The organism is Microvirga sp. GCM10011540, assembly GCF_042650665.1.
Taxonomy (GTDB): Bacteria; Pseudomonadota; Alphaproteobacteria; order Rhizobiales; family Beijerinckiaceae; genus Microvirga; species Microvirga lenta.
The window spans coordinates 30081-55816 of the sequence record NZ_JBHSBQ010000013.1 but is presented as its reverse complement, the minus strand read 5'-3'; the positions used below and the strand labels follow the sequence as shown (position 1 = coordinate 55816).

The 25736-nt window shown below is 66.5% G+C and carries 32 protein-coding genes; 21 read left to right on the top strand and 11 right to left on the bottom strand.

The annotated features are described in order from the left end of the window. Positions 1 to 136: 136 nt before the first annotated feature. The 4 genes from ACFOYU_RS05720 to ACFOYU_RS05705 form a co-directional block, all read right to left on the bottom strand. Positions 137 to 1651 carry an alkaline phosphatase gene (locus ACFOYU_RS05720; RefSeq protein ID WP_377032812.1) on the bottom strand — a complete coding sequence of 505 codons (1515 nt, stop codon included), beginning with the start codon at positions 1649 to 1651 and terminating at the stop codon, positions 137 to 139. A gap of 131 nt (positions 1652 to 1782) precedes the next feature. Continuing rightward, positions 1783 to 3018 carry a sodium/glutamate symporter gene (locus tag ACFOYU_RS05715; protein ID WP_377032811.1) on the bottom strand — a complete coding sequence of 412 codons (1236 nt, stop codon included), beginning with the start codon at positions 3016 to 3018 and terminating at the stop codon, positions 1783 to 1785. 3 nt (positions 3019 to 3021) lie between these two features. Continuing rightward, positions 3022 to 3747 (bottom strand): ZIP family metal transporter, encoded by a 726-nt coding sequence (locus ACFOYU_RS05710; protein ID WP_377032810.1) that lies wholly within the window; start codon positions 3745 to 3747, stop codon positions 3022 to 3024. A 33-nt stretch (positions 3748 to 3780) separates the two neighbouring features. Next, positions 3781 to 4710, bottom strand: coding sequence for a cation diffusion facilitator family transporter (locus ACFOYU_RS05705; protein ID WP_377032809.1), 930 nt, complete (start codon positions 4708 to 4710; stop codon positions 3781 to 3783). A gap of 384 nt (positions 4711 to 5094) precedes the next feature. Here ACFOYU_RS05705 and ACFOYU_RS05700 point away from each other — a divergent pair, with 384 nt between their 5' ends. The 5 genes from ACFOYU_RS05700 to ACFOYU_RS05680 all read left to right on the top strand — a co-directional run bounded on the left by ACFOYU_RS05700 (position 5095) and on the right by ACFOYU_RS05680 (position 7867). Beyond that, complete coding sequence (locus tag ACFOYU_RS05700) at positions 5095 to 5442, top strand: hypothetical protein (protein ID WP_377032808.1); 348 nt, start codon at positions 5095 to 5097, stop codon at positions 5440 to 5442. An 89-nt stretch (positions 5443 to 5531) separates the two neighbouring features. Beyond that, on the top strand, positions 5532 to 5810 hold the full coding sequence (locus tag ACFOYU_RS05695) for a hypothetical protein (RefSeq protein WP_377032807.1): 279 nt from the start codon (positions 5532 to 5534) through the stop codon (positions 5808 to 5810). 51 nt (positions 5811 to 5861) lie between these two features. Beyond that, on the top strand, positions 5862 to 6752 hold the full coding sequence (locus ACFOYU_RS05690; protein ID WP_377032806.1) for a F510_1955 family glycosylhydrolase: 891 nt from the start codon (positions 5862 to 5864) through the stop codon (positions 6750 to 6752). A 221-nt stretch (positions 6753 to 6973) separates the two neighbouring features. Beyond that, positions 6974 to 7318 (top strand): hypothetical protein, encoded by a 345-nt coding sequence (locus tag ACFOYU_RS05685; RefSeq protein WP_377032805.1) that lies wholly within the window; start codon positions 6974 to 6976, stop codon positions 7316 to 7318. A 105-nt stretch (positions 7319 to 7423) separates the two neighbouring features. Further along, complete coding sequence (locus ACFOYU_RS05680; RefSeq protein WP_377032804.1) at positions 7424 to 7867, top strand: c-type cytochrome; 444 nt, start codon at positions 7424 to 7426, stop codon at positions 7865 to 7867. A gap of 212 nt (positions 7868 to 8079) precedes the next feature. Here the strand turns inward: ACFOYU_RS05680 and ACFOYU_RS05675 are convergent, their stop codons facing one another. The 3 genes from ACFOYU_RS05675 to ACFOYU_RS05665 all read right to left on the bottom strand — a co-directional run bounded on the left by ACFOYU_RS05675 (position 8080) and on the right by ACFOYU_RS05665 (position 12168). Beyond that, complete coding sequence (locus ACFOYU_RS05675) at positions 8080 to 9216, bottom strand: L,D-transpeptidase family protein (protein ID WP_377032803.1); 1137 nt, start codon at positions 9214 to 9216, stop codon at positions 8080 to 8082. A 172-nt stretch (positions 9217 to 9388) separates the two neighbouring features. Continuing rightward, the gene (locus tag ACFOYU_RS05670; RefSeq protein WP_377032802.1) at positions 9389 to 10039 is read right to left on the bottom strand and encodes a methyltransferase family protein; all 651 of its coding nucleotides are present in this window, start codon (positions 10037 to 10039) and stop codon (positions 9389 to 9391) included. Continuing rightward, positions 10039 to 12168, bottom strand: coding sequence for a heavy metal translocating P-type ATPase (locus ACFOYU_RS05665; protein WP_377032801.1), 2130 nt, complete (start codon positions 12166 to 12168; stop codon positions 10039 to 10041). The genes ACFOYU_RS05670 and ACFOYU_RS05665 overlap by 1 nt, the downstream gene beginning before the upstream one ends. Before the next feature lie 69 nt (positions 12169 to 12237). On the opposite strand from ACFOYU_RS05665, the gene ACFOYU_RS05660 reads away from it, so the two are divergent. From ACFOYU_RS05660 to mog, 7 genes are all read left to right on the top strand, one after another. Next, positions 12238 to 12657, top strand: coding sequence for a helix-turn-helix domain-containing protein (locus tag ACFOYU_RS05660; RefSeq protein ID WP_377032800.1), 420 nt, complete (start codon positions 12238 to 12240; stop codon positions 12655 to 12657). A gap of 95 nt (positions 12658 to 12752) precedes the next feature. After that, positions 12753 to 13109 (top strand): ArsR/SmtB family transcription factor, encoded by a 357-nt coding sequence (locus ACFOYU_RS05655; protein WP_377032799.1) that lies wholly within the window; start codon positions 12753 to 12755, stop codon positions 13107 to 13109. Further along, positions 13102 to 13644, top strand: coding sequence for an arsenate reductase ArsC (locus tag ACFOYU_RS05650; RefSeq protein WP_377032798.1), 543 nt, complete (start codon positions 13102 to 13104; stop codon positions 13642 to 13644). The genes ACFOYU_RS05655 and ACFOYU_RS05650 overlap by 8 nt, the downstream gene beginning before the upstream one ends. Positions 13645 to 13652: 8 nt before the next feature. Then, the gene (gene arsC, locus ACFOYU_RS05645) at positions 13653 to 14078 is read left to right on the top strand and encodes an arsenate reductase (glutaredoxin) (protein ID WP_377032797.1); all 426 of its coding nucleotides are present in this window, start codon (positions 13653 to 13655) and stop codon (positions 14076 to 14078) included. Positions 14079 to 14089: 11 nt separating this feature from the next. Continuing rightward, entirely contained in the window at positions 14090 to 15169 is a 1080-nt protein-coding gene (arsB, locus tag ACFOYU_RS05640; protein ID WP_377032796.1) for an ACR3 family arsenite efflux transporter, read from the top strand. After that, entirely contained in the window at positions 15162 to 15896 is a 735-nt protein-coding gene (gene arsH, locus ACFOYU_RS05635; RefSeq protein WP_377032795.1) for an arsenical resistance protein ArsH, read from the top strand. Before arsB ends, arsH begins: the two co-directional genes overlap by 8 nt. A 58-nt stretch (positions 15897 to 15954) precedes the next feature. Continuing rightward, positions 15955 to 16494, top strand: a complete 540-nt coding sequence (mog, locus tag ACFOYU_RS05630) for a molybdopterin adenylyltransferase (protein WP_377032794.1) — start codon at positions 15955 to 15957, stop codon at positions 16492 to 16494. A 350-nt stretch (positions 16495 to 16844) separates the two neighbouring features. Here the strand turns inward: mog and ACFOYU_RS05625 are convergent, their stop codons facing one another. Continuing rightward, entirely contained in the window at positions 16845 to 17279 is a 435-nt protein-coding gene (locus tag ACFOYU_RS05625; protein ID WP_377032793.1) for an ester cyclase, read from the bottom strand. Then, a complete protein-coding gene (locus tag ACFOYU_RS05620; RefSeq protein WP_377032792.1) occupies positions 17267 to 17704 on the bottom strand; it encodes a helix-turn-helix domain-containing protein in 438 nt (145 codons plus the stop codon). The genes ACFOYU_RS05625 and ACFOYU_RS05620 overlap by 13 nt, the downstream gene beginning before the upstream one ends. A 93-nt stretch (positions 17705 to 17797) precedes the next feature. Between ACFOYU_RS05620 and ACFOYU_RS05615 the strand changes: the two genes are divergently transcribed. The 9 genes from ACFOYU_RS05615 to ACFOYU_RS05575 all read left to right on the top strand — a co-directional run bounded on the left by ACFOYU_RS05615 (position 17798) and on the right by ACFOYU_RS05575 (position 23330). Beyond that, positions 17798 to 18070 carry a hypothetical protein gene (locus tag ACFOYU_RS05615; protein ID WP_377032791.1) on the top strand — a complete coding sequence of 91 codons (273 nt, stop codon included), beginning with the start codon at positions 17798 to 17800 and terminating at the stop codon, positions 18068 to 18070. Positions 18071 to 18082: 12 nt separating this feature from the next. After that, on the top strand, positions 18083 to 18430 hold the full coding sequence (locus ACFOYU_RS05610) for a hypothetical protein (RefSeq protein ID WP_377032790.1): 348 nt from the start codon (positions 18083 to 18085) through the stop codon (positions 18428 to 18430). A gap of 11 nt (positions 18431 to 18441) precedes the next feature. Then, a complete protein-coding gene (locus tag ACFOYU_RS05605) occupies positions 18442 to 18837 on the top strand; it encodes a thioredoxin family protein (RefSeq protein WP_377032789.1) in 396 nt (131 codons plus the stop codon). Between the two features lies 1 nt (position 18838). Then, positions 18839 to 19561 (top strand): cytochrome c biogenesis CcdA family protein, encoded by a 723-nt coding sequence (locus ACFOYU_RS05600; protein WP_377032788.1) that lies wholly within the window; start codon positions 18839 to 18841, stop codon positions 19559 to 19561. A 47-nt stretch (positions 19562 to 19608) separates the two neighbouring features. After that, positions 19609 to 19932 (top strand): YnfA family protein, encoded by a 324-nt coding sequence (locus tag ACFOYU_RS05595; protein ID WP_377032787.1) that lies wholly within the window; start codon positions 19609 to 19611, stop codon positions 19930 to 19932. A 65-nt stretch (positions 19933 to 19997) separates the two neighbouring features. Beyond that, positions 19998 to 20315 (top strand): ArsR/SmtB family transcription factor, encoded by a 318-nt coding sequence (locus ACFOYU_RS05590; RefSeq protein WP_377032786.1) that lies wholly within the window; start codon positions 19998 to 20000, stop codon positions 20313 to 20315. Between the two features lie 51 nt (positions 20316 to 20366). Then, positions 20367 to 20621, top strand: a complete 255-nt coding sequence (locus ACFOYU_RS05585; RefSeq protein WP_377032785.1) for a DUF1127 domain-containing protein — start codon at positions 20367 to 20369, stop codon at positions 20619 to 20621. A 15-nt stretch (positions 20622 to 20636) separates the two neighbouring features. Then, positions 20637 to 22079 (top strand): NAD(P)-binding domain-containing protein, encoded by a 1443-nt coding sequence (locus ACFOYU_RS05580; RefSeq protein ID WP_377032784.1) that lies wholly within the window; start codon positions 20637 to 20639, stop codon positions 22077 to 22079. Between the two features lie 51 nt (positions 22080 to 22130). Next, complete coding sequence (locus ACFOYU_RS05575; protein WP_377032783.1) at positions 22131 to 23330, top strand: MFS transporter; 1200 nt, start codon at positions 22131 to 22133, stop codon at positions 23328 to 23330. Between the two features lie 532 nt (positions 23331 to 23862). Here the strand turns inward: ACFOYU_RS05575 and gph are convergent. After that, a complete protein-coding gene (gene gph / locus ACFOYU_RS05570; protein WP_377032782.1) occupies positions 23863 to 24612 on the bottom strand; it encodes a phosphoglycolate phosphatase in 750 nt (249 codons plus the stop codon). Between the two features lie 26 nt (positions 24613 to 24638). Continuing rightward, on the bottom strand, positions 24639 to 25736 hold the full coding sequence (locus tag ACFOYU_RS05565; RefSeq protein ID WP_377032781.1) for an ABC transporter ATP-binding protein: 1098 nt from the start codon (positions 25734 to 25736) through the stop codon (positions 24639 to 24641).

Genomic DNA, 25736 nt, shown 5'->3' with positions numbered 1-25736 from the left:
GTGCCTCGAAGTAGGACGCCACAAGCGTGAACGGGGCGAGGCCGCCGATGAAGAGGGCGGGCCGTGTAGCGTGCATCGCCCGCCACCTCGTACGCCTCCGTCATAACGGCGCCCCCGCCAAGAGTTCTCAGGAGTTCTACTGAGCGGCCGCACGAAGGCCTGAGCGCTCGCCCAGCTTCGTCGCATGATCAATGACGTGGTAGATGTAGTTCTGCTCTACCACCCCGTCGAACAGATGCGCCCATGGACCGCCTGCGAGGATCGCCACGTCCTCGCCGCCATGGGTTTCGCTGTCGAGGGGAACCAACGACTGCTGCTTGTAATCGGGCGCGGTGGTGTCGACCGGCTGGGGACGCGGCTCACCCTCCTTCACGGCGCCGGGACCATTGGCATAGCCCAGCGTCGTGTACGGCTTGCCGTCCTTGCCGAGCTTGGGCTTGCCGTCCACCTCGACCACCGTCGCCAGGATCGGGTTGTTGCGCTTGGGGTAGCCGGCGATGGTGAATACGTGGCTGTGGTCGGCCGTGACGATCACCAGAGTGTCCTCCAGATTCACCTTCTCCAGTGCCGCCTTGACGGCATTATCGAAGGCGACCAGATCCTCCAGCGAACGATAGGCATTGCCGTCGTGGTGGCTGTGATCGATGCGCCCGCCCTCGACCATGAGGAAATAGCCGTCCGGGTCCTGGTTCAGGATGTCGATAGCCTTTACCGTCATCTCGGCCAGGGCAGGCTCGCCGCCGTTGTCCTTCGTGCGGTCGGCCTCGTAGCGCATGTGCGAGCGCTCAAAGAGACCGAGCACGTGCGGCGTGTTGGCGTCCAGCTTTTTGAACTGCTCCTCGTTCCACACGAAGGCGCTGCTGTTCGAATAGCGGTTCTGCCATTCCTCGACGAGGTTGCGGCTGTCCTTGCGCGAGCCCTTCTTGTCAGTGTCTTCGGGATCGTTCACGGACTCGGGCAGGAAGCGGTCGCGGCCGCCGCCGAAGATCACCTCGAACCCGTCGCCGTACGGCCAAGCCACGAGCTGCTGGGCGATGTCCTTGCAGCCTGCTGAGATCGCCTCCGGAGGCATGTTGGCGTCGCCCTCCCAATCACGGTTGGCGGAGTGCGCATACATGGCCGCGGGCGTGGCATGGGTAATCCGGGCGGTGCTGACCACGCCGGTGGCGAGCCCCGCGCGCTCGGCCATGGCGGCCAGGCTCAGGACCTCCTTGCCCTTGGATCCGGCACAATCACCGACCTCGGCTTCGCTGTTCAGGCCGATGATGTCGTTGCGCGTCTTCACGCCGGTCACCATGGCCACGGCCGTCGGGGCGGAGTCGGCGACCTGGGCGTCGTGTGTGTAGGTTTTCGACAGGGCGGCATGGGGAAGCTTCTCCATCCCGAGGATGTTCGACTCCCCGTCCACGCCGCGCTTCTGGCCCTCATAGATCCGGCCGGCCGTGATGGTGGAGATACCCATGCCGTCACCGACGAACAGGATGACGTTCTTGGCGCGGTTGGTGTTGGGCGTGAGCTTCAGACGCTCCTGGAGCGCGGACTGGGCCGACCGGAAGTAAGGGTCGTTGGTCTGGGGTAAGGTGTTCTGGGCGTACACGGAACTGCTTGCGGCAGCCAGCAGGGCCGCGGCACTGACGAGTTGCTTCATCATTTCCTCCCGTGCCGTCGGCTGTCCGGTGCTCCGGGCAACGGCACCCAAGGGTAACTAGAACCCCGGCCTTGGCTGCCCAGTACTCCGCGGCCTGTGCTGCGTGCCGGACACCAGCCAGCGGGCAGCAGCCCTCAGCCCGGTCCGAATACCGCGAATACGTACTCGGTCGTGAGGATCACCATCCAGGGAAAGATGAAAAAGGCGTTCAGAGGCAGGATAGCCGGCATGGGCTCGACTTCCCCTCGCTCGTCTGTCGAGCGGCGCAGGAAAGACATCGCCACCGGTCCCCAACCCGTGGTGACCGCAATGAAGGCCGTGGCGATCACCGCACCATAGTAACGGCCCGCCGCTTTCGCGAAAATTGGGAACAGGAGCCACCCAAAGGCTGCGCTGCTCAGAACGGCCATCACGCCCGCTAGTCCCATCAAGGGCGTGATGGCCATGGTCTTATGTAAGGGGATGCTCATGATCGCGTAGGTGAGGACGAAGCTCATCGTCGGGCCGAGCAGGAGCACGGTCAGGGCAGCCTCGGGGAAGCGATCCGGTCCCAGAACCTTCTCGACGGAGAACCGCGTCAGTCCACCCAGAAGGTACGAGATCACGATCACCGGCAGGTGATCGGGCTCGAGGCCCGGAACGGCTGCCAGAAGAATCTGCTGAATGCCGAATGCTAGGGCGACCAGGATGAGAATCAGCGCAAGCACGTGCGTCTCGCGCTGCCCGAAGGCGCTCAAGGGGACATCCGGCGTCCGCTGGTGTTGGGCAGGCGGTTGGGGCGGCTCCTGACCAGCGCGCCGGAAGAACCGCGAGCCGCACCAGGACGCCAACAGCGGCCCGAGAATGATGCCGACCATCATCATGCCCTGGGCTATGGTCTCGGGATCGGGGTAAGCGGGACGGAGAAGATCTGCGATCGGCGGCACCTGCGCGGGCGGGTTGAGGTTGTAAGGGGCGCCGACAAAGGCCAGTGGTCCCGTGACGATCGCCGTCTCCAGGGGATGGGCCGTGAGGAGCGCCAGCGGCAGCACGGCCAGAAGCTGGAGCCAGTAGAGGCAAAAGCCCGCTGCGAGGAACAGCGGGAGCACGGGCAGCCCCTTCCGCAGCACCTTGGGGGTGAGGTGCAGGCCCATGTTGGTGGTCAGCAGCGCAATCAGGAAATCAACCGGGACGCCCTGGTGCGGCACGCGCACCGGCAGGCCGAAGGCGCGCGGGATCAGCAGGACGAGAGCCGCCAGCAATCCTGCCGTGATCGGCAGAGGCAGGCCGCGCCGCAACCAGGGGAAACACCGATCCGCCAGGTCGACGGCCACGAAGGCCAGCCCGGCAAGGGCGACGGCGGCGTAGAATGGGATGTCGGTCTCGCTCACCGCTCACGCTTCGAAGTAGGAGGCCACAAGGGTGAACAGGGCGAAGCCGCCGATGAAGAAGGCGGCCGTGTAGCGGGTGTCATCTGCCGCCTCGTGGGCCTCGCCCAGCATCTCCTCGATGGCAGCCAGGATCAGCAGTCCAGCCGTGAAGGCGAGCGCCGTGAGCTTCAGACTTTCACTCTGGTCGCGCAGAAGCCAGTAGCCGATGCTCGCCCCGAGCAGGGTCGCGATCACGAACGAGGCCGACAGCAACAGGCGGGTGCTGCGCTTGACGCCCTTGTCGCGGAAGTTGGCAATCGTCGCGAAGCCCTCCGGGATGTCCGCTGTGACCTGACCGATGGCGAGCACCAGGGCAAGGCTGAAGGACACGACCGAACCCACTCCGATCATCAGGCCATCGCTGAACAGGTCGATGAACACCGCTGCATAGACCATCCAGGGACCGGAAACCTCCTCCCCTCCACTGAAGCGTTCGATCCCCCAGTCGAGCAGGATGAAGGTCGCGCCTCCCAGGCAGAAGCCGAGAACCACGAGCCAGGGCGCGGCTCCCTCCAGGGCCTCCGGCATCAGCTCGGTAGAGACCACCGCAACCACGATGCCCGCCGCCACGTGCAGGGCCCGGCTCAGCGTCTGTCGCGAGGTCTTGAGCAACTCCGCCACCGCCCCTCCGGCGAAGTTGCCGAGCGCGGGAAGCAGCGCCAGTGCCAGGACCTGGAGGTACGGGTTCATCGCGTCATCGCTCCCGATGATTCGGCATCGGCACTACTCGTTCCGGATCAACTTCGTGTCGTGCCGCACCCGCCCGGCCAGCTCGACCTGGATCGTGGCATGGTCGACCCCATGCCGTTCGTGCAGCCGGCGCCGCATACGTTCGGTCATGTCGGTGACCTCGCCCAGATCAGGTTCCGACACGGCAACATGCGCCTCGAGCGCCACCTTGCCTTCCTCCGGCTGCCAGACATGGAGGTGGTGAATGTCTTCGACGGCCGGCATGGCCTTCAGGTCGGCCACGACGGCATCGTAGTCGAAATCCCTGGGCGCGCTGTCCATCAGGACGGCAATGGCCTCGCGGATCTCGTGCGAGGCATGGACGAAGATGTAGACCGCGATAAGGGCCGTGATGGCCGGGTCGATCCAGCTCACGCCCGAGCCCCAGACCATGATCACGATGGCGCCCACGATGACGCCGACGGTGGCCAGGGCGTCGGCGATCATGTGGAGGTATGTGCTCTTGACGTTGAGGCTGCCGGTGTCCTTGCGCAGCACCCAGGCGGCCGCGAGATCCTCGACCAGGGCGATGACGCCGACGACCAGCATGGTGGTGCCGGCCACCTCCACCGGATTGAAGAGCCGGTTTGCCGCCTCGTAGACGAGATAGATCCCGATCACGAAGAGCGTGGTCAGGTTGATCAGCGCGCCGACCGTCTCGGCCCGGGCGTAGCCGAAGGTGCGGCGCCGGTCGGCCTCGCGCCGCGAGATCCGCCAGGCGATGTAGGACACGAGCACGGAGGCCGCGTCGGAGAAGTTGTGGGCGGCATCAGCCAGGAGCGCCAGCGAGCCGGAGACGACGCCGCCGACCACCTCGGCGACCGTGATCCCCAGGTTGAGGGCGAGCGCGATCAGCAGGCGGCGGCCGCGCCCCTGCGACCTGTCCTTGTCGCTGCCATGTCCATGAGCGTGTGCGTGGCCCATCGAGATCTCCTGTGGCAGCCAACGGCAGTTGGGTGAGCAGGTTCACACCCATTGGGAGATTTGTCCGCCACCGCACCCTCTCCGTGGGGAGGCACGGGGCGCACCGGCCTCTCAGCTTGTTTGGCGGAAGACCCCTCGGAGTTTATCCTGGACCGATCGTCCGGAGCGGCTGAACATGAGAACAGGTCTCTTGGGCAAGTGAGTGCGCGCACCACGGCTGCCCGCACTCCCGTCCTTATTCATCCCGGTGGTCCGGGCCATGCTCAGCACGTTTCCCGAGTTGGCAGCTATGACGGAGTTGTTCGACCGGACGATCCCCAGTCCCGCCGAGACGACACGATGATGTGAATTGTCTATCCGCCAGTCCCTCACTAGGTCTGGATCATGCCGTTGCTCCGGTCCCTGTGTGCCTTCCTTGTCGCCCTGGCGTTCGTGCTCGGGACGATGATGCCTGTCCCTCACGGGGCGATGGCCCACAACGGGCGTGACATGACCGTTTCGGCTGCCATGGACCCGATGCCGGCAGACTGTGACGGTTGCCACGGTGACGCAACCGTCCCGATGGCCTGCGCGAAGGTGTTCTGCGCAGGGTCGGCCATGACCCTCGCCCATGCTGTCGTGGGATCGCCCGTGATCTCGGCAACGCGGCTCGGGGTGTCCCCCGACCGGGACGGCTCCAGCCTGACGCGCCTGCCCGATCCCCGTCCTCCTCGAAGCATCCTGATCGGCTGAAGCCGCGCGGCTCCGCGAGGACCGCTGCGGCCATCGCGGACGTGCGCACCCGCGCGTCCCCAATCCCGACCACATTTGAGGAGAACGAGATGCAGACGTCTTCCCCCTCCACGACCCCGGTGCGCCCGGCGGACGTACGGGTTCCGGCCTGGCTGCAAGGCCGACGGGGCCTGGTGCTGATCAGCGCCACCGTGGCCCTGGGCGGCAGCCTTGTCATGGGTTGGCCCTGGCTCGTCGCCGCGGGCATCGCCCCGTTGCTGCTCACTGCGGCCCCCTGCCTGGCGATGTGCGCCCTTGGCCTGTGCATGAAGGGCATGCCAGGGCGGTCCTGCTCGACCACGCCCTCTCAGCGCGAAAACCAACAGTGAACGCCTGGGCCAGCCCGAGGGCTCGGCCCCTTTGTTTCCAAGGATTCAGACATGAAGACGATCATCCCCAACAAGCTCGCCCTGGCCGGAGCCGCCGCGCTCACGCTGGCCACCCTCGGCTATAGTCTCCGCTCGGAAGCCACCGAGATCCTGGAGGTTTCCAAGCTTCCGGGCCACACGCATATCCATGGCCTTGCCGTGGATCGGCAGGACCCGTCCAGGCTGCTCATCGCCACCCATCACGGGCTGTTCCGCGCAGGGTCCGATGGCAAGGCGGAGCGGATCTCCGCGGCCCAGGACTTCATGGGCTTCAACCCGCACCCGAGCGATCCGAGGACGCTCTACGCCAGCGGACACCCGGCGACCGGCGGCAACCTCGGCTTCATCGCCTCGGCTGACCAGGGCAAGACCTGGACGCAGGTGTCGCCCGGCGTGAACGGCCCGGTGGACTTTCACCAGATGACGGTCAGCCCCGCCAACCCGAACACGATCTACGGCTCCTTCAAAGGGCTTCAGATCAGCCGGGACGCGGGCAAGACTTGGAAGGTGGTCGGCCCCACGCCTGACAAGCTCATCGACCTTGCCGCTTCCGCGAAGAACGCGGATACGCTTTATGCCGCGACGGAAGACGGCCTGCTGGTCAGCAAAGATGCCGGCAAGACCTGGAAGTCGCAGCTTGACGGAGCCCCGGTTAGCCTCGTGGAGGTCACGCCCGACGGCACGCTCTACGCATTCGTGATCGGCCGCGGGCTGGTTCGCTCGGCGGAGGAGCCGTTCGGTCCGACTGAACTCGGCAATGATTTCGGTGGCGGCTACCTTCTGCATCTCGCTGTCGATCCGGCCAATCCCGACCGGCTGTTCGCCGCCACGGGCAAGGGCCGGGTGCTGACCAGCACGGACCAGGGCCGGACCTGGAACAGCTTCGGCGCATCGAACTCGTGAGGTAACATCTGATGATGGGCATGACGGACGGTATGGGGTGGATGATGGCGGGCATGGGCCTGTTCTGGCTCCTTGTCGTCATCCTGCTCGTCCTCGGGACTGCGGCGTTGGTGAAGTACCTGCGCCGCTGAGATCGAGGCAAGCCGCAGGAACAGGGCGGCGGGACCTCGACAAAGGTGGGGGCTCCAACCTCAGCAACGACTGCAAATGGGAGACATCTGATGAGAACCTTCCCGACACTAGCCCTTACGGGCCTTCTGACGCTGGCCGGCACGGCTGCGTTGGCTCAGGCGACGTCGCCGGCCCCCTCGGCCCCGGAGCCTGCGCCAGCGGCTCCGATGCAGGGCATGGGGCCAATGCAGCCCGGCACCGGTCAGGCGAATCCGGGTGGCCAAGCCCCCGCCCAGCAGGGTGGAATGATGACGGGCGGCATGATGCAGGGCGGCTGCCCCATGATGCAGCGCAATGCGCAGATGGCGTCCAACATGGAGCAGATGCAAAGGCAGATGGCCGAGATGACCGCCATGATGCGGCAGATGCAGGAGCAGATGAACCGGACGCGGTGACCGGGCGCTGCATGAGGGGCGGAGCGGTGGCTCCGCCCTTCACCGAGTGAACACCGTGCAATGGGAGACAGCGCCGGGATCCGAACGGCTCCGGCCATGAGCTTGATGTCTGCCTACAGAAACACCGCCACTGTCCTGGGTCCCTCAACCTGCCTGATTCTGGTGGGCGCGGCGCTCCTGTGGATGCTCCGGTGGGACGGCGAGAGTTCTGCCCGGATTGCCTTGGGCCGACAGCTCTACGGGGCCTACTGCGCCTCCTGCCATGGGGCCGGATTTCAGGGTGAGCCTGACTGGCAAAGCCCCAAGCCGAACGGATTGATGCCGGCCCCGCCGCATGATGCGACGGGGCACACCTGGCACCACTCCGACGAAGAGCTGTTCCGGATCACCAAGTTCGGCATGTCGGCCGTTGTACCCAACTATGAGAGCGCCATGCCGGCGTTCGGCAATGCACTGTCGGATCAGGAAATCCAGGCGATCCTCGCCTTCATCAAGAGCACGTGGCCCGAGCGCGAGCGCACCTACCAGCAGGAGCGGAGCCGCCCCTGACGTGAACGCGGGTCCCGCCAGTCCCATCCCAACCAGGGCAGCGACCAGCCACAGTCTCCATACCGCTAAAGGGGCAAAGCCTTCTTGAGCTTGGCGAGCACAGTCGCATCGTCCCAGTGGCAGTCGATCAGGCTGACGAGATCGCCTTCGTCGGTAACGATCACCGATGAGGAGTGGTCCATCGTTTAGCCGCCGTAATCGCTACGACGCCTTTAACCGCCGAACAGCCCCCGGAAGCGCTCGAGGATGGAACTCCCGCCTCCCGCCTGGGCTGCCGGCACAGGCGCTGCTGTGGCTGGAGCAACCTGCCTGACGGGTTCGCCAGTGGGAATCCGGCCTCGGAGCGGCTTCTGCGAGGTATAGGCGAGCGTCGATGACGCTCCTTGCCTCGGTTTGCCGTTCGCAGTCAGGACGACCTCCTGCGGCCCGGCAGCCAGCGCCTCGGGCCTGCTGATGTCGCCGAGGCGGTTGCGGGCGCCGGCACCGACCGCAAGCGAACCATCCTCCCCGGTCAGCGCCTGCCGGAAGCTCTCGTGCTGTCCGCCGTCGCCGTAGACGAGCTTGATCGGCTGCACGCCCTTGGCCGCCAACCCGGCGACCTGTTGGTCATCGCTCTGCCGCTTCTGCGCGACGGCCGCCATGACCGAGGCGTCGCCGCTGAACGCATACTGCTGGTTGGCTACGGACACCTGCGGCTCCTGCTTGGCGAGCTCGAAGTAATCCGAGCCTTCCTTGAGGTTCCTCCAGAAGGCGATGTTCGGGTCGAGGCGGTGCCTGGCCAGGTTCTCGGCGGTCATGCGGAACGGATAGGACTGGAACTGGAAGCTGCGCTGGCCGCTGGCAAACGCCTCGCGGGCAAGCGAGTAGACCTCGGAGATGGCCTCGTCCGTCATGGCGAAGCAGCCGCTCGACGAGCACGAGCCGTGGACCATCAGGTGCGATCCCGTCCGGCCGTGGGCGCGGTCGTACGCGTTCGGGTACCCGAGATCAAACGAGAGATGGAAGCTGGAGTTCGGGTTCATCTGCGAGGGTGTGACCGCGTAGAAGCCCTCCGGCGCCTGGCGGTCGCCCTCGCGCGTCTTGGGGCCGAGTTGGCCCGACCAGCGGCACATCGGGTAGGTCTTGAGCAGCGCGTACCTTCCGTCGGAGCCGCGTTTCCAGACCTCGATCTCGGATTCCTTCTTGAAGGCCCGCATGAGGATCGGGTCGTTTGGCGACATGCCCTTGCTGGCCATCAGCGCCATGGTGGCGGGCGGGATCGGCACCAGGTGGCGCGTGGATCGGGTGTCACCCTGGCAGGCGGCGAGCGCGAGCACGAGGCCCGCAGCCAGTGCGATGTTCTTCATCATGGGGATCCCCGCATTCTCCGTGCCCGACAGCAGGTGACGGACATCGCCCCGTTGTTCTTGGATGGTCGGCTTCGACGCTGTCCTGCCGCGGGACCGCAATCGCGCGGCGAGGAGGCCGATCCGCCTGAGAGCATGCCTTCAAGTCCGGCAGGATTGAGGCATCCGCTTCCGTTTACCCGTGATCCACAGGGTGGCCAAGGCTGGCGGGCTCGCCGGACCTACCTGCCGGAAGGCCGAACCAGCGCCGCACGGCGGCGCGATATCCGTCGTAAGCAGGACCGTGCATGCGGTGCAGGTGCTCCTCCTCCATGCGGACCTGCACCGAGAAGGCGATCCAGGCGGCCGTGAGAACCATGCCCGTGAGGGTGGGCGGAGCCACGAGGAAGGCGCCGAGCACCACGCCGACCATGCCGAGGAAGGTTGGGTTGCGCGACCAGGCGAACAGGCCCGTCGTCACGAGGCCGGTCCTCTCCTGATCGAGGCCGATGCGCCAGGACGCTCCCATCTGCGCCTGGGCGGCGAGGATGACGGCACTGCCCGCAGCCATGACTGCAAGACCGAGCCAAGCGACGGTCGGACGGGCGAGCATGGGGATCAGGCCTGCGGTCGTATCGATCCCGGGCGAGATCGCCCGGGCGACCAGGAAGACAAGGAAGGTGGCCCCGCCGACGCGGTACACCCGCCCCACGAAATCATGGGCGGTGTCGCTTGCACCGAAGCGGTTGGGGGCGCGCCCGATGCGCCGCGCCACCTGCCGCGTCAGCACCGCGAAGGTGATGCCGACGGCGACGAGGATGGCAACAGGGAGCCAGGGCGACGGCATCACACGCTCCGCCCAGCCCCGAGCAGGCGCATGGCGTTGGCCGTGACCAGCACCGTCGCGCCCGTGTCGGCGAGGATTGCGGGCCACAGGCCGGTGATGCCAAGGATGGTGGTCACCAGGAACACCGCCTTCAGGCCCAACGCCACGCCGATGTTCTGGCGGATGTTGCCCATGGTGGCCTTCGAGAGCGCGATCATGCGGGCGATGTCGAGGACGCGCCCATGTAGAACCGCCCCGTCCGCCGTCTCCAGCGCCACGTCGGTGCCGCCGCCCATGGCGATGCCCACATCCGCCGCCGCCAGCGCCGGGGCGTCGTTGATGCCATCGCCAACCTTGGCGACCACCTGCCCCTGGGCCTTGAGCTCGTTGACGATCCGGAGCTTGTCCTGCGGCAGCAGGTCGGCGCGGGGTTCCACGCCCAGCGTGCGGGCGATGGCGGCGGCCGTCCTCGCGTTGTCGCCTGTGAGCATGACAGGCGTGACGCCGCGGGCCTTGAGCGCTTTCAGGCCCTCCAGCGCGTCGTCGCGCGGCTCGTCACGGACGGCGACCAGCCCGACGGGGGTGTCGTTCACCAGCAGGACGGACACGGTCTTGCCCTCATCCTGCAACGCACCGATCCGGGCCTCGGCCTCTGGCGGGAGGGGCGCGATGGCCGAGGCGGCCTTGGGCGAGCCGAGGAACAGGCCGCGGCGCTTGAACCGACCCTTTACGCCCTTGCCGCCGAGCGCCATCACGCCGATGGCGGGAGCAACCTCGATGCCCTCGGCCTGCGCCCGCGCCACGATCGCCTTCGCGATCGGGTGCGAGGACGTGGCGTCAAGGGCGGCCGCGTCCTCGAGGACATCGCGTTCGCTGGCTTCGCCGAGGGCAACGATATCGGTCACCTTGGGCCGCCCCTCCGTGAGGGTTCCGGTCTTGTCGAGGGCGACAGCGGTCACCTTGCCGAGGGTCTCCAACACGGCACCGCCCTTGATGAGCAGACCGCGCCGGGCGCCCGCCGCCAGGCCTGCCGCGATGGCAGCGGGGGTCGAGATGACGAGGGCGCAGGGGCAGCCGATCAGGAGCACGGCCAGTCCCTTGTACACCCACTCGCCCCAAGGCTCGCCTGCCAGCAGCGGCGGCAGGATGGCCACGAGGGCGCCAACGACGAGCACGGCCGGGGTGTAGTAGCGCGAGAAGCGGTCGATGAAGCGCTCGGTCGGGGCCTTGGCCTCCTGCGCTTCCTCGACCAAGCGCACCACGCGGGCGATGGTGTTGTCCTCGGCCGCGGCGGTCACGCGGACGCGCAGGCTGCCGTCGGTGTTGATGGTGCCGGCGAACACGCTCTCGCCCTCTCCCTTGCGTTTCGGGGTGCTCTCGCCCGTGACGGGGGCCTCGTCGATGGCGCTCTCTCCGGAGACGATCATGCCATCCGCCGGAACCCGGTCGCCGGGCCGAACCGCAATCACATCGCCCACCGCAAGGGTCTCGGCCGCGACCTCCTCCAGGCTGCTGTTGCGCTCGATGAAGGCGGTCTTGGGCACCAGGCTGGTCAGGGACCGGATGCTGGCCCGCGCCCGGCCGGCGGCGACGCCCTCCAGCAGCTCGCCGACGAGGAAGAGCAGCACCACGATGGCGGCCTCCTCGGTCTCGCCGATGATCACCGCCCCCACGGCGGCGATGCTCATCAGGGTCTCGATGGTAAAGGGCGCCCCGGCCATGGCGGCGGACACCGCGCGGCGGGCGATCGGCACCAGGCCGATCAGCATGGCGGCGGTGTAGAGCCAGGCCTCGTAGCCTGGCAGGAGCGCCGCCAGACCCCAGGCGGCCGCGAGGGCAAGCCCGCAGAAGAGCGTCAGCCGCCCCTTGGCCGAACGCCACCAAGGCCCCTCCTCGGCACCGTGGTCGTGCCGGGCTCCCTCCTCCACGGGCGTGATGCCGTAGCCGAGGCCACGGACCACCTTCTCGACCTGCTCGCCCGTGGCCGCCTCGGCGGCCCGCAGGCGCAGGGTCTCCGTGGTGGTGCTGATGGAGATGTCGGAGACGCCCGGCACGCGGGTGAGTGCGGTTTCGATCTTGCGGGCGCAGGAGGCGCAGTCCATGCCCTGGACGCGATACCTGATCTTCTGGGCGGCCACGTTTGTCGTCATCGTTCGGTCCTTGCTTTTTGAGTCGGGCCGACCCTACATCCTCTAGCGGCTAGAGGTTCAAGAGGTATCTTGATGTCCCTGACGATTGGCGAGCTGTCGCGGCAGACCCAGGTGAAGGTCCCCACCATCCGGTACTACGAGCAGATCGGCCTCTTGGCCGAGCCGACCCGGACCGAGGGCCAGCAGCGGCGGTATCGTCCCGGGGACGTCCGCCGGCTGAACTTCATCCGCCACGCCCGCGAGCTCGGCTTCGAGGTCGAAGCTATCCGGCAGCTCCTGGGCCTCGCAGGAGATCCCGACCGCTCCTGCGGCGAGGTGCATGACATCACTAAGGCCCATCTCGACGAGGTGAAGGACAAGATCGCACGGCTCACGGCCTTGCGTGACGAACTCGAGACCATGGTCACCTGCGACCACCGTAGGATTTCCGAGTGCCGGATCATCGAGGTCCTCGCGGACCATGGGAAGTGCCAGCACCCCGAGCATTGAACCCGCCCGACCAACCTTATGCGTGCAGGCCGTGAACGCGTGGGTCGCGTGGAAAGCGCTTGACTGCTGTCACTTGCTTCCATAAGTCTCGACAAATGGAATCAGAGAACGTCATCCTGTCTCTCGCGGCCTTGGCCCAGTCAACCCGCCTCGAGGTGTTCCGGCTGCTGGTAAAGCACGAGCCGGAGGGCCTGCCGGCGGGCGACATCGCCCGGGAACTGGCCGTCCCACACAACACCATGTCCTCGCACCTGGGCATCCTCGCCCGGGCGAGGCTGGTCCGATCCGAGCGCCGCAGCCGCTCGATCATCTACCGCGCTGATCTCGACCATCTGCGCGAGGTCGTGACCTACCTTCTCAAGGACTGCTGCGGCGGCCATCCTGGCGTGTGCGCTCCCCTGATCGATGCCCTCGCCCCCTGCTGTTCCCCGAAGGAGACCCTCGATGGCTGACCGTCCCTACAACGTGCTGTTCCTGTGCACGGGCAACACCGCCCGATCCGTCCTGGCGGAGGGCATCCTGCGCAAGGACGGTGCCGGCCGCTTCAACGCCTTCTCGGCAGGCAGCCAGCCGAAGGGCACCGTCAATCCATTCGCCCTGAAGGTACTCGACAGCCTCGGCTACCCGGCCGACGGTTTCCGCTCGAAGAGCTGGGACGAGTTCGCCGGACCGGATGCGCCCGTGATGGACTTCATCCTCACCGTCTGCGACAGCGCCGCGGGTGAAGCCTGCCCTGTGTGGCTGGGCCATCCGGCAACAGCCCACTGGGGCATCGAGGACCCTGCCGCCGTCGAGGGCACCGACATCGAGAAGGAACGCGCCTTCGTCCAGGCCGCCAAGTACCTCAAGAACCGGATTTCGGCCTTTCTGGCGCTGCCGATGGCAAGCCTCGACCAGGTCGCGCTGACCCATCACCTGCGGGAGATCGGCCGCCTCGAGGGCGCAACCTCTGGCAGCGTGCTTCCCTTCGACCGCCGCTCGGCCTGAGGTTCCCCATGGACGTCATCATTTACCACAACCCGGACTGCGGCACGTCACGCAACACCCTGGCGATGATCCGCAACGCCGGTATCGAGCCGCACGTCATCGAGTACCTGAAGTCTCCGCCGACCCGGCTCCTGCTGCGCCAACTCATCGAGCGCATGGGCGTGCCGGTCCGCGCCGTCATCCGCCAGAAGGGCACGCCCTACGAGGAGCTCGGCCTCGACGGCCCATCCTTGACGGATGATCAGCTCCTCGACGCCATGATGGCGCACCCGATCCTGATCAACCGCCCCATCGTCGTCACACCGAAGGGCGTGCGCCTGTGCCGTCCGTCGGAGGCCGTTCTCGATCTTCTGCCGCCCCAGCAGGGCGAGTTCCGCAAGGAGGACGGCGGGATCGTCGTCGACGCCTCCGGACACCGCGCGGCCACCGCCTGAAGGAATTCTCCATGTCACTCTTTGAGCGCTACCTGACCCTCTGGGTCGCCCTGTGCATTGTCGCTGGCATCGCCCTCGGCCACCTCTTCCCCGGGGTATTCCAGACCGTCGGTGCCCTGGAGGTCGCCAAGGTCAACCTGCCCGTGGCAGCCCTGATCTGGCTGATGGTGATTCCGATGCTGATCAAGATCGACTTCGCGTCGCTCGGACGGGTGCGCGAGCACTGGCGCGGCATCGGCGTGACGCTGTTCATCAACTGGGCGGTGAAGCCATTCTCGATGGCGGCGCTCGGCTGGCTCTTCATCGGCTACGTCTTCAGGCCCTACCTTCCCGCCGACCAGATCAACTCCTACATCGCCGGCCTGATCATCCTAGCGGCCGCGCCCTGCACGGCGATGGTGTTCGTGTGGAGCCATCTGACGAAGGGCGAGCCGCACTTCACCTTGAGCCAGGTGGCCCTCAACGACATCATCATGGTGGTGGCCTTCGCGCCCATCGTTGGGCTGCTGCTCGGCCTGTCCGCGATCACCGTGCCGTGGGACACCCTCCTGTTCTCGGTCGTGCTCTACATCGTCATCCCCGTGGTGCTGGCCCAGTTCCTGCGCTCGCGCCTGTTGGCGAACGGCGGCGAGGCGTCCCTGACCGGATTGCTCCGGGTCTTGCAGCCGCTGTCGCTGGTGTCCCTGCTCGCCACCCTGGTTCTGCTGTTCGGCTTCCAGGGCGAGCAGATCCTGGCACAGCCCCTGATCATCGCCATGCTGGCCGTGCCGATCCTGATCCAGGTCTACTTCAACTCCGGCTTAGCCTACCTGCTCAACCGGGTTGCGGGCGAGCAGCACTGCGTCGCGGGCCCCTCGGCCCTGATCGGTGCCTCGAACTTCTTCGAGCTCGCCGTGGCGGCCGCGATCAGCCTTTTCGGCTTCAACTCCGGAGCGGCATTAGCAACCGTGGTTGGCGTCCTGATTGAAGTCCCGGTGATGCTGTCGGTCGTCTGGATCGTGAACCGCAGCCAGGGCTGGTACGAGCGTGGCGCAGTGCGGCACAGGCTGCCTGAGACCGCCCCCAAGCGGGGAGCACAGCCCGGTGAGTGATCTTCCCAACATCGACTTCTCGGTCCTCGACGTGCCGGACCTCGGCAAGCTGGAGCCCAGGCGATTATCCACGCACCCTCCCCGCATCCTCCTGCTCTACGGTTCCCTGCGGGAACGCTCCTACAGCCGCTTCCTCACACTCGAGGCGGAGCGGTTGCTGAAGCACTTCGGCGCCGAAACCCGGGTCTTCGATCCACATGGCTTGCCGCTACCGGATGCGACCGCCAGCGACCATCCCAAGGTCCAGGAACTGCGCGAGTTGTCGCTCTGGTCCGAGGGCCAGGTCTGGTGCAGCCCGGAACGACACGGGGCCATGAGCGCGGTGATGAAGGCCCAGATCGACTGGATCCCGCTCGCCACGGGATCGGTGCGGCCGACGCAGGGCCGCACGCTGGCCGTGATGCAGGTCTGCGGCGGCTCGCAGTCCTTCAACGCCGTGAACCAACTGCGCGTGCTCGGGCGCTGGATGCGGATGGTGACGATCCCGAACCAGTCCTCGGTCGCCAAGGCCTTCCAGGAGTTCGACGAGGCCGGACGGATGAAGCCGTCCCCCTACTACGATCGCGTCGTGGATGTGATGGAGGAGCTGGTGAAGTTCACGCTCCTGACCCGCGACCGCTCCGACTACCTCACCGACCGCTACAGCGAGCGCAAGGACACGGCCGAGAAGGAAGCCACGCGTCTTGCCGCGGCCGCGATGAGCCACGAAATCAAGGCAGCCGAATAGGTACCGCGCGACGCCTGGCAGTAAGCCTCGGGTCGGGCGGCCAGGGAGGGTTCGTGTGATGACCGAGTCTGTTCGCCCTGCCAGGATTGGCATCCTGACCATATCCGACCGGGCGAGCTCCGGTGTCTATGGAGATGAGAGTGGCCCGGCAATCCGGTCAACGCTCGAGGAAATCCTGACCTCGCCGTGGGAGGCGGTGGCCTGCATCGTGCCCGATGGCCTTGAGAGCGTACGCGATGCCCCGGTCGATCTCGTCGACCAAGGCGGATGTGACCTCGTGTTGACGACCGGAGGCACGGGGCCGGCGCCCCGCGACCTCACGCCTGAGGGCACCGAGGCCGCCTGCGAGAGGATGATGCCGGGCTTTGGGGAGCTTCTTCGCCGGAGGAGCCTGGAACAGGTGCCGACCGCGATCCTTTCGCGGCAGACCGCCGGGATTCGCGGCAAGGCACTGATCGTCAACTGCCCCGGCAAGCCGTCCTCGATCCGGGTGAGCCTGATGGCCGTCTTCCCTGCTATCCCGTACTGCATCGATCTGATCGGAGCGGCGCGTCTCGAAACCGATCGGACCGTCGTTCAGGCGTTCCGGCCGACGTGAGGCTAGGACCCGTGCCAGCATTCCCGGCCTCCCAAGTCCTTGGGCGGGTACGGGGTCAAGGCGGCTCCGAGTTGATAACGCTGGTCGGTCGGGCCTGCTCGAGGATTGCCGGATTCGAGAGAGCAGGAAACCCTGAACCAGAAGCAGGGACAAAGGCTTTCGCTGGAGGAAGATCCCGTCACGCTGCCGCTATCTTCGGTCGATGTCGGTGCCATGGATCGTACCATCGACTGACGGCGATGCTTGGGAACCACCATGGATACATGGCGGGCCTGACAGGATCCCGGTCGCGGCAAATGAAGGCCGGGACTGCGCCGGCAGTCCTCAAGCGGCACCCGAAACCGCCTTTCTCAACTCAGTGATCCGAGTTCGCCCAGACGGGCGTCCTCGCCCGCGAGTTGCCGCCTGCGGGTCCAGGTATCCTCCAGTCCCCAGAGCCGTGCGATGCGGTTGTTCTCAAGCCTGAAGAAGTAGACCTCGTCGATCCTCATCCGCCGCCCACTCGCGGGGAGACCAAGCCAATCCCCGGTCTGCGTACCCTCGCAGCGGAACCGGGCCACGACGGTGTCCCCTTCCGCGACCAGCTCGACCACTGTCTGCTTCCAGTCGCCGAACGCCTCAAGGAACTGCTTGAAGGCCAGCCGGAGCTTCGGGGCGAGCGCCAGCGTGCAGAGCTCGTCGAGGACAGCCAGGTCCCGCCCGTTGATGACCTCGTCCACCAGCCGTTGAACAAGCAACTTGTTGTCCGCCAGTGTCACCGCGATCCCGCCGCTCAGCCGCAGCACGCTTGCCGGGCGGGCTCCGCCAGGTCATCGAGGATCACGCAGTCCGAGGCCGGACCGCCGGCGCAGGCCGCGGTGCAGGTCTCCACGAAGCCCACGAGGGTACGTTCGAGCGCCTGGAGCTCGGCGAGCTTCTGGCGCACCTCCTCGAGGTGGGCCTGGGCCAGGTCGCGTGCCTCGTTGCAGTCCCTGTCCGAGGCCTCGGTCAGCTCCACCAGCGCACGGACCTGCTCGATCGGAAACCCGAAGTCGCGGCAGCGCCGGATGAAGGTCAGCCGCCGCAGGTCGGCCTCGGCATAGAAGCGGTGCCCCCCGGGACGCCGACGCGCCGGCGGCAGGAGGCCGATCTCCTCGTAGTAGCGGATGGTCGGGACGTTGCACCCGGTCTGGTCGGCCAGGGCACCGATGGTCAGGGGCTGTGAACACATATTCGTGTATCCGGAAATAAACGACTTGAACCTCAAGTTACTTGAGGTCGCATCCTCCAGCAAGTTCGTCACTCCGGCCGCCGTGAGGATCCCATGAAACCTGCTCTCAAACTCCTTGGACTGGGCGCCGCCTGCGTCGCCTGCTGCTCATTGCCCGCCATGGGCTCCCTGCTCGTCGGGTTGGGCCTGGGCGGTCTCGGCGCAGCCTCGCTGGGCTGGGGGATTGGGCTGGCCGTTCTGGTCGGCTCGACCCTCGCCCTCCTGATCGTGCTTCGCAGGCGCCCCACGACCGCGTGCGCCACCACGGAAACCGGATGCGGCTGCGCCGGACCGAAGCAGCTCGCGCCAATCTCCGCAGCCGAATGACAGGAGCCCACCATGACGACCATTGAAGCCGAACCCTTCGCCTGCTCGCTCAACCCCGGCGAGTACAGGAACCGCGTGGACTGGATCGAAGCACTGGCAAAGCAGTCGCTGCGGTCCGCCCGACGGGAGGGACTGTCCCTCCACCTGACCTACGGCCCTGAGGCGGCCCAGGTGGTACGTGATCTCGTCCGCAAGGAGCAGACCTGCTGCGCCTTCCTCCGCTTCGGGATGCGGGAGGACGCGGCCGGCGTTCACCTGTCCGTCACCGCGCCGGAACGGGCCCGCGACGCTGCCGACCTGCTGTTCGCCCAGTTCGCGCCGAAGTTGGCGACCTCTTCCACCTCCTCACCATCCTCCTGAAAGGAACTCCCATGACCGTCAGTCGCCGTGGTGCCCTGTCCGGCATCGTCCTCTCGATCCTCGCGATCAGCCTGCCTGCCCATGCCGCGGACCGGAAGCCCTATGATGCCCAGACCTTCCATGCCGCCCAGGAGGCCGGAAAGCCAATCGTCGTGCACGTGACCGCGCCCTGGTGCGGAACGTGCAAGGCGCAGAAGCCCTCGGTGGCACAACTGGCCGCCCGCCCGGAGTTCAAGGACGTCATCCTTTTCGACCTTGACTTCGACACGCAGAAGGAAGCCCTTCGTGCCCTGAACGTCCGCTCCCAGAGCACCTTCGTGGTGTTCAAGGGCAGGGCCGAGACGGCGCGCTCGGTGGGGGAGACCCGCTTCGAGGCGATCGAGTCCCTCATGAGGAAGGCCCTCTGAGATGGAGATCGTCGGCACCGGACTGGCGCTTGCTGCCGGCCTCCTCTCGACCCTGTCACCCTGCGTGCTGCCGCTCCTGCCCATCGTGCTCGGGGCGGCGGTCTCCGAGCACAGGTTCGGCCCGGCAGCCCTCGCGGCGGGTCTGGCACTGTCCTTCGTCGCCATCGGCCTGTTCGTCGCCACGATCGGGTTCTCGATCGGCCTTGACGGCGGCATGTTTCGGACCACTGGCGCCCTCCTGCTGGTGGCTTTCGGTGTCGTCCTCGTCGTGCCGCGGCTCCAGGCTCGGGTGGCCATCGCGGCGGGTCCGGTGAGCAACTGGGCGGAGCAGCGCTTCGGCGGCTTCTCTCCCGGGGGCCTCGGCGGACAGTTCGGGGTCGGACTCCTGCTTGGCGCCGTGTGGAGTCCCTGCGTCGGCCCCACCCTCGGCGCGGCCTCGGTGCTCGCGGCGCAGGGCCGGGACCTGGGGCAGGTCGCCCTCACCATGGCGGCCTTCGGCCTCGGTGCTGCACTGCCGCTTCTCCTGCTTGGCTTGCTGTCCCGCGAGGCGTTGATGCGGTGGCGCGGCCGGCTGATGTCGGCGGGGAGCGGGGCCAAGATGGCGCTCGGCGGCATGCTGGTCGCCAGCGGCGCGCTCATCCTCTCCGGGGCTGACAAGGCCCTCGAAACCAGTCTCGTCTCCGCCATGCCTGCCTGGCTGACCGAGCTCACGACGCGCTTCTGACAGGCCTGGCCATTGGCAAGGGGACCGTTTCGTAACAGGTTCGGCGGATGACGATTCTTGCATATGCGGGCGCTGCGGTCGCCGAGATCGTGGGCTGCTTTTCGTTCTGGGCGTGGCTTCGCCTGGACAGGTCCATCTGGTGGCTTGTCCCGGGCGGGGCCTCGCTCGCGCTGTTCGCGTACCTGTTGACGCTCGTCGACAGCGATGCGGCGGGTCGGGCGTACGCAGCCTACGGCGGCGTCTACATCGTGGCCTCCCTGCTCTGGCTCTGGATCGTCGAAGGCGTTCGTCCGGACCGCTGGGATGCCACGGGCGCAGTAGTCTGCCTCGTCGGGGCCGCCATCATCCTGCTGGGGCCGCGTGCTGCTTGACGGTTTTTTCGATAATTCTCAAAATACCGCTTGACGCTCTCCCGAGATCAGTCCACCTTATTTCCATGAACGTCGAACAAGCAGCCAAGCAGCTCGAAGCTCTCGGGAACACCACCCGGCTCCAGGTCTACCGCACCCTGGTGCGGGCCGGCGAGACGGGCTTGCCCGTCGGGCAGATCCAGGAGCGTCTCGGCATCCCTGGATCGACGCTGTCGCACCACCTCCAGCGTCTCCTGCTGACCGGACTAGTGACGCAGGAGCGGCAGGCCACGACCCTGATCTGCCGGGCCAGCTACCCGGCGATGAATAACTTGATCGGCTACCTGGCCGACGAGTGCTGCGCCGACGCGGGATGTGCAACCCGTGCGGAGAATGCCGCCTGATTTGTTTTGCCCAGTATTTCGCTAATTCTAGAAACATGAAAAGAGAGGCAGATGCCAGGCTTCCTCTCAACCCTCCTCCGCCTCGCCCGTGCGGCCCGCAACCGTCGGCAGGTCGCCGCACTCGGCGAGCTGGACAATCATCTCCTGCGCGACATCGGGCTTGAGCGGACCGACATCCTCTCCGCCCTGGCCCAGCCGGGCTACCGCGATCCCTCGCGGATGCTCAAGATCCTCTGCTGTCAGGGACGTGCCTTTGTCGAGCGCGTGCGTGACGGCTTCGCTCCCCGACCCGCCTCCTGCTGTTGACCAAGGAGTCCTTCCATGACACCGCTCCAAAACCTTCCCATCGCCGTGATCGGTGCCGGCCCGGTCGGATTGGCCGCCGCCGCTCACCTGATCCGGCGCGGGGTGCCCGTGAAGGTCTACGAGGCGGGCGAGACCGTCGCCGCCAACGTACGCGACTGGGGCCACGTCCGCCTGTTCTCGCCGTGGGGGTACAACACGGACGCGGCCGCCCGCGCTCTGCTCCAGACGCACGGCTGGCAGGAGCCCCCGGGGAAGGCGATGCCGACGGGAGCGGACCTGTACGACGCCTACCTCAAGCCGCTCGCCGAGACGCCGGAGATGGCGGCGGTGATCGAGACAGGCGTAAAGGTGAAGGCGATCACCCGCCAAGGCGCCGACAAGGTGCTCAGCAAGGGCCGCGAGACCAAGCCCTTCGTCCTCGCCGTCTCGAATGGCAACGGCACGATCCGGCGCGACCTCGCCCGGGCCGTGATCGACGCTTCCGGGACGTGGACGGCTCCGAATCCTTTGGGCGCAGGTGGAATCCTCGCCGAGGGCGAGGCGGAGAACGCGGACCGAATCGCCTACGGCATCCCGGACGTGCTCGGGCGCGACTGCGCCGCTTACGAAGGCAAGGCAATCCTTGTGGTCGGTGCCGGGCACTCGGCCGCCAACGTCCTCATCGACCTCGCGAAGCTGGCGGAGCGCGATCCCGCGACTTCAATCGTGTGGGTGACCCGCGGAGCCAACCTGATGCGGGTCTACGGCGGGCGCGCCGACCAGCTCCCGGCCCGGGGCGAACTCGGCTCCAAGCTCAAGGCGCTCGTCGACAGCGGGCGCGTCACACGGGTGGCCGGCTTCTCGGTCACCCGTGTCCGCGCCGCCGGCGGCCAGGTCGTCCTCGAGGGCGAAACCGCGGACGGCGTCCGCGAGGTCGGTCCGGTCGACCGGATCGTGGTCACGACCGGACAGCGCCCGAACCTGAACCTCACGCGGGAACTGCGCCTCGACCTTGATCCGTGGCTGGAAAGCTCGAAAGCACTCGGGCCGCTGATCGACCCGAACGTCCACTCGTGCGGATCGGTCCCGCCGCACGGCCACCGTGAGCTCGCCCATCCCGAGCCGGGCTTCTACACCGTGGGGATCAAGAGCTACGGGCGCGCGCCGACCTTCCTCATGCTCACGGGCTATGAGCAGGTGCGATCGGTCGTGGCGGCCATCGCCGGGGATTTTGCGGCGGCGGACGACGTTCATCTCGTGCTGCCGGAGACGGGCGTATGCTCGACCAACCTTGCCCCGGTCGCAGCGGCGGCATCGTCCGGCTGCTGCGGCGGTCCTGCTCCGGTGGACGTCGACGCGTGCTGCGTCACGGACGCAGTTGCCAAGGCAGACGGCACGGCCGGGTGTGGCTGCGGCTCCGCGGATGTATCCGGCCGAAAGGCATCGGAGAGGGTTGCGGAACCCGCAGGCTGCTGCTGAGATCCGCAGGTGTCGAACCCCGCAACCGAATTCCTGGCAGGTGATCCTGCCATGCCGAAGCCAAGCCCGGAGGTGGTCATTGCCACCCTCGGGATCACGCAGATCCTTGCCTGGGGATCGTCCTTCTACCTACCGGCGGTGCTCGCCCGTCCAGTTGCCGCCGACACCGGATGGTCGCTCGGCTGGGTCGTGGGCGGACTGTCGCTCGGCCTCCTCGTGGCCGGGCTGGTCGCGCCGCGTGTCGGGCGAACCATCGATGCAAGAGGTGGCCGTCCGGTCCTCACCGCCAGCTCGATCCTACTCGGGTCAGGCCTCGCCACCCTGGCCTTGGCCCACAGCCGCCCCGTCTACCTGATGGCCTGGCTGGTGATGGGCATCGGCATGGGAGCCGGCCTCTACGATGCCGCCTTCGCCACGCTGGGCCGGCTGTACGGGAAGGACGCCCGACGCGCGATCACCACCCTGACGCTGTGGGGTGGCTTTGCCAGCACGGTCTGCTGGCCCTTGAGCGCCTGGCTTGTCGAGCACTTCGGCTGGCGCGGCGCCTGCGCGGTTTACGCCGCGATCCAGATCCTCATTTCGCTCCCGTTGCACGCCTTCGTCCTGCCCAGCATCGGCACGGTCAGGCCGGACGCCAAGCCGTCCGAAGAGACCCATGAAGGGCCCGCCCCGCAGACGCTGACCGGATCCAGACGCAACCGGGCATTCCTCCTGCTGGCCACCGTTCTGACCCTTGGGGCGGTGACCGCCTCCATGATTGGGGTGCATCTGCTCACCTTCCTGCAAGCCCGTGGGCTGGACCTCGCGGCGGCGGTTGCCCTCGGGGCGTTGGTCGGCCCTTCCCAGGTTGGAGCCCGTGTTGTCGAGATGGCATTCGGGCGTCATTACCATCCCATCTGGACCCTCGTCGCCTCCGTTGTCCTAGTTGCGGGCGGAGTGATCCTTCTTGCCACCGGCTTCCCAATTCTTGCCTTTGCACTAGCCCTATATGGTGCAGGTAACGGGATCGGTTCCATTGCCAAGGGCACGCTCCCGCTCGCTCTGTTCGGCCCGTTCGGTTATGCGTCGCTCATGGGCAAGCTGGCCATGCCGAGCCTGCTTGCCCAGGCGCTCTCGCCCTCCCTTGGGGCGATCCTCATCGAGTGGAGTGGCCCTGGCGCCGCTCTCGTTCTCCTGACGGGAATGGCTGGCCTGAACATCGTCTGCGTGGGGCTGCTTTGGATAGGCTCACGACCTACCGGGCAGAAGTGACCTCGCAGCAACTTCTCGCCATTCCCAAAAACTTGCACCTCCATGGACAGGTTAAGTCCGGGTGGTGCTATCATGCGGCTTCTTGGCGTGCTCCTCAGGGACGCAGCCTTGAGCCACCGCAATACCAGCAGATCACCGAAATATCAGCACTGGGATCCTGCCGGAGCAAGAAGCGCCGTCTGCGCCACTGCGCAATCGTCAGAATGGCCACGTCCTGTGGCTGAGGTGCACTTGCCCGAGCTTAGGCTTGCGACCAGGATGTGCCTGAGCCGTCGTTCCTGAACGGGCTTCATTTCCAACTGGCCGCCGCTTGGAGCGGCCTTCTCCTGTCGCCAAAGGCCGCGAAGATCAGGAAGCTTGCATCTCCGCCATGGCGGAGATGCAGATACTTGTCACAGGTACCAGCCAGGTCCTGAAGCGCCGCAACTGCGTCACCGAACGCTCCCACTGTGCTGCACCAGGGTCAGTCCCATGTTTTACGGCTCCAAGTATGCGAGATGGCACTGCGACTCAGTCCCGTGTTTCCGAGGCGTCACGCCGCGCCGGCGTTCTCGATCAGAGGAAGCAGCTCGGACATGGTCTGGATAAGACGATCGGCGCCGAGCTCCGCATGAGGCTTGTGGCTGTACCCGTAGGTGACCGCGTAAGCGCGGATTCCGGCGGCGCGGGCCGCTTGCACGTCATGGTAGTTGTCGCCGACCATGAGCGCGGCCTCCGGCGCCACGTCCAAGCGCTTCAGCGCCATCAGAATTGGAGCTGGGTGCGGCTTGCGCTCGGGAAGTGTATCGCCGCCGATAACCGTCTCGAAGTAGATGCGCAGATCGAGCGCCTCCAAGATGTCAATTGTCGCCGCATAGGGTTTGTTGGTGACGACCGCCAGCGACAATCCCAAGCGCCGCAGACTGGCCAGCGTATCCACGACGCCAGGATAGGCTTCGGTATGGCGGGAAGCATTAGCCTCATAAATCTTGAGGAAACGGGCGACGAATTCAGGCAGGCGCGCCAAATCCCCTCCCGTCGCAGTGATGGCACGTTCGACAAGTTTGGCAGCCCCGTCCCCGATCATGGACTTGACCTCGTCAACGCCGATCGGCCGAAGGCCTTCCTCTGCCAAGAGGGCGTTTGTCGCGTCTTGGAGGTCGCGCGCGCTATCAACGAGGGTTCCGTCCAGATCGAAGATGATGGCTTTCAAAGGGGGCATGGGATCGCTACTGACGTTTGTGGAGCAAAGTGACAAGGCAGAAGGGAACGCGTTTCCCTTCTGCCGGATGGGCGAAGCCATCCGGCTTGCGCCTACAGCATACCGTCTCAGGCAGAGAGCCAGAGAGCTGAGCGCAGCGAAAGGCCGATCTCCACGGAGGAGCCCGGCGGGTAGAGAGCCTCCTCTGATTGGAATGGCGTGTCGATGGAGACCTCCGCGGCCCCGATTCTCACCCCATAGCGAAGCGTCGAACCAAGGAACTCGCTGTGCACGATGGTGCCAGGCAGTGATACATCGCTGGCGGCGTCCATGCCCAGGGACGCATGCTGGGGCCGGAAGACGAGCTTGGCTCCCTCAGGCACAACGACGTGAGCCGGGATCGGCACGCGAACCCTTCCCTCGATGTCAAAGAAGCGCTCGCCCCCCTCGCGCGCCACCCGCCCGGGAAGAATGTTGGCTGTGCCGAGGAAGTTCGCCACGAACAGATTGGCGGGCTTTTCGTAGAGTTCCATGGGCGTGCCAATCTGCTGCACGACGCCATCGTTCATGACCGCGATTCGGTCGCTGACTGTATTGGCCTCCTCCTGGTCGTGTGTGACGAAGATCGTCGTCAATCCCAAGCGCTGTTGCAGATCGCGCAGTTCCCGCCGCACCTGCACGCGCATCTTGGCGTCCAGATTCGATAGAGGCTCGTCAAGGAGAAGAACTTTCGGCTCGATGGCAATGGTGCGAGCAACCGCGACGCGCTGCTGCTGGCCGCCGGAGAGCTGCGACGGACGCCGGTCGGCGAGGTGCGCGAGCCCGACGAGGTCTAGGGCAGCCGCAACACGCCTGTCGACCTCGGCCCGTGGGACCTTCCGCTCCTCGAGACCGAACGCAACGTTGCGCTTCACCGTCATGTGGGGCCAAAGGGCATAGGACTGGAACACCATGCCCACGTCCCGCTTCCAGGGCGGCAGATGCGACACGTTCCGGCCGCCGACCAGGACCTCGCCGCCATCGGCCTGGTTGAATCCGGCGATGAGGCGCAGCAGCGTCGTCTTCCCGCAACCAGACGGACCGAGGAAGGCGAAGAACTCGCCCGGACGAATGTGAAGATTGATGCCCTTGAGCACATGATTGGCGCCATAGGACAGATCAACGTTGCGGATGTCCACATCCACGGCGTCGGTGCTGAGTATAGTGGCAGGGAGAGGCTGGTTCAT